This is a genomic window from Streptomyces sp. NPDC002265 (genome assembly GCF_040296125.1).
Classification (GTDB): Bacteria; Actinomycetota; Actinomycetes; order Streptomycetales; family Streptomycetaceae; genus Streptomyces.
The window spans coordinates 1-2,652 of record NZ_JBEOWS010000610.1 but is presented as its reverse complement, the minus strand read 5'-3'; the positions used below and the strand labels follow the sequence as shown (position 1 = coordinate 2,652).

Sequence of the window (2,652 nt, the reverse complement as noted above, 5' to 3'; positions counted from 1 at the left end):
AACGCAGTGGCCGGCTGGGCCCTGCGGGATCTGCAGATTCCCCGGCTCGAACTGTGGGTGGAGCCGTGGAACACGGCCTCCGTGCGAACTGCCGAGCGTGCGGGATTCCAGCGCGAGGGACTGCTGCGGGGATGGCAGCAGGTCGGGGACGAACGCCGGGACATGTTCATGTACTCGCTGCTGAACGACAAGCTGTGATGCCGTTGGTCCTGCCACCAAGCCGGCAGGGCCAACACGCCGGCAGCGGCGTCAACCAGCCTAGATTCCGACCGAGATCATCTCGGCGCAGTCCACTCCGTGGTCCTCCCCGCCAACGCGGGGGTGTTCCACAGTCCCCGGCCATGGTCGCCGGGGGACTCTGGCCAGCCGGGTGAGCAACTCACCGCCCGACCCGGTACGGTGATCCACCCGGCCTCCTGCCCGTCGTCAGTGCGCACAGGGTCCGAGTGGAAGGCCCATGCACTACACGGTCCTCGAGAGCGAACACCGGCGAAAGCTGCGCGCGTTCGTCGAAGTCGACCGCACCACCATGAGCAGCGAGCGGCCGGCCGTGAAACTGATCGAGTACGCCCGCCTCTTCCAGTACGAAGCCCAGCCCGTCGGCCGACGCAGGCAGGCCGCCGCGGGCCCTGCCTGGCTGCGCTGGCATCCGGTTTTCCCCGTGTCCTCTTCGGGCTCACCGGCGCCTCCCGGGCCAGGCTGGAGAACCGGATGAACGATCTGCAGGCGAAGGTGGCCCAGCACCCACTCGTATCAGCCCACGCCCGCGAAGTCCGCCTCGGCGGGGCCGGTCTCGTTGGCCCTGTCTCATGAGCGGTTCAGGAGAATCTGGGCTATGGCTGCAGGAATGGCAGGCGGGCGGCTCTCGCCGCTCTCGATGTTCCACAGCACGGTCTGGAGGACTCGACCGAGCGTCCACCCGACGGCGCGCCGTCGGTCCAGGCCGACGACCTCGGTCATCAAATCGAATCGCCGGCGGACGGTGCGTGTGACATCCCCTGACTTCACTACCGCGTCCCAACGGTTCCACAGCGCGGGATAGAAATCGAAGCCAGGGTCACCCCTCAGGGGCTTAGGGTCGATCGCCAACCACGGATCCCCTCCCCGCGACGGCAGCGAAGCGAGCACGTTGCCGTAGTGCAGGTCCCAGTGGAGCAGTTGGTCGCCGGGCTCTTCGAGGACGTCACGCAGTGAAGCCGCACAGGCATCGAGCAGACGTCGGTCTGATGGGTCGGCGAGCCTCTTCCGTGCTTCGGCGGCCCGACCCAGGACGTCAGCAGCGACGTCCGCCAGGTGCCGTAGTCCTGTTGGAGCCGGAACGGCGACCAAACGGACCAGGATCTCGGAGAGGGTCTGCAGGGCCACCATGTGATCTTCAACGGAGTTCAGCGAGCGTGTGGCGTCCAACCGTTCCAGCAGCATCGCACCAGTGCGGAAGTCGGCCTCCAGCAGTGAGACGGCGCCGTGGCCGGCCCACGATCCCAGGGCTGCCGGCTCGCCGACGGTCTCGTCGTCCACCGGTTGGAGCTTGAGCACGGCTGGTGTGTCGTCCGCGCACAGGACCGGGATCACCAGAGCCACGGCCCCATTGCTAGGCGTTCCGTCCAGCCGCAAGTTCCACAGGTCCAAGCACTCATCCACCAGGGCCGGAAGTGAAGTGATCCAGGCTTGTCCGGACTCACCGAAGTAGGTGCGGTGAGACGCAGCCAGAGACTCAGGAACACGAATGCGGCGATGGATCACCACATCATGCTCGCAGCAGCGACGGGGCAGCACCACCAAGATTCCCCGGGACTGCCTGCTGCAGCACCCTGCCGAGGAACCGATCTTTCCTGGAGGGTTGGAAGCAGGCACTGAGAGAGCGAGGGGCAGCAGTCCTGAAGAAGAGAGGTCTGGCCTGTACCGACAGGCGCGATGAGCCACCACACACCGCGCAGATCGTGTCCGAGTTCGGCACGAGCGAGCCCCGCATCAGCCAGTGGAGCAACGACCCGGACAGCGGCTTCCCCGCAGTCGCGCACGCAGAGGGCCGCAAGCGGTTCTGGCGCCACGACGAGGTCCCCACGTTCTTCGCCCGGCGCGCACCGAAGAAGCGCACACTGCCGGCCGCGGTGCTCGAGGCCGACCAGGACGAGCTGCTGACCAAGCGGGAAGTGGCCCAGCTCCTCGGCTACACCCGCACCTCCACCATCGACGCCTACGTTCGCGACCGGCCCGGCTACTTCCCCGAACCCGACGCCGACGCCGACGGACCCGCGTGGCGCCGCGCCACGATCGTCGCCTGGGCGAGCAGCCGGACCGGCAAGGGCCGACGCAGCACCGCCCGCCCCGACTGCCGCGCTGCCCGCCGTGCCCGTCGACGGGGACCCCGACGAGCTCCTCGGCACAGCCCAGGTCGCGTCCCTGTTCGGCTACGGCAGCATCGCCTCGCTCTCCAGCGCCCTCTACCAAGGACGCATCCCCGAACTGCCCGCACCGGAGACCCTGCAGAGGGAGCAAGGCAGCCGCGGCCCAGCCCGCAAGAAATGGCGCCGGGCCACCGTCGTCGCCGCCGCCCGCAAACGCGGCGTCCTGCCGCCCGCCGACAGCGACGCCAACGAGGACCTGGTCGGCGCCGCCGAAGCAGCCCAGATCCTCGGCTACAACAACGCC

The 2,652-nt window shown here is 68.4% G+C and carries 2 protein-coding genes and 2 pseudogenes; 3 read left to right on the top strand and 1 reads right to left on the bottom strand.

Annotation, left to right across the window (positions count from 1 at the left end):
* Both ABT085_RS45505 and ABT085_RS45500 read left to right on the top strand, forming a co-directional pair.
* On the top strand, positions 1-198 hold a 198-nt coding region (locus ABT085_RS45505; RefSeq protein ID WP_351622901.1), incomplete at its 5' end, for a GNAT family N-acetyltransferase.
* A gap of 259 nt (positions 199-457) precedes the next feature.
* Positions 458-795 (top strand): annotated as a pseudogene (locus ABT085_RS45500) (replication-relaxation family protein); the annotation flags it as partial.
* A 12-nt stretch (positions 796-807) separates the two neighbouring features.
* On the opposite strand, the gene ABT085_RS45495 reads toward ABT085_RS45500, so the two are convergent.
* A complete protein-coding gene (locus ABT085_RS45495) occupies positions 808-1,746 on the bottom strand; it encodes an aminoglycoside phosphotransferase family protein (RefSeq protein ID WP_351622903.1) in 939 nt (312 codons plus the stop codon).
* Between the two features lie 603 nt (positions 1,747-2,349).
* On the opposite strand from ABT085_RS45495, the pseudogene ABT085_RS45490 reads away from it, so the two are divergent.
* Positions 2,350-2,652: pseudogene (locus ABT085_RS45490) on the top strand (helix-turn-helix transcriptional regulator); the annotation flags it as partial.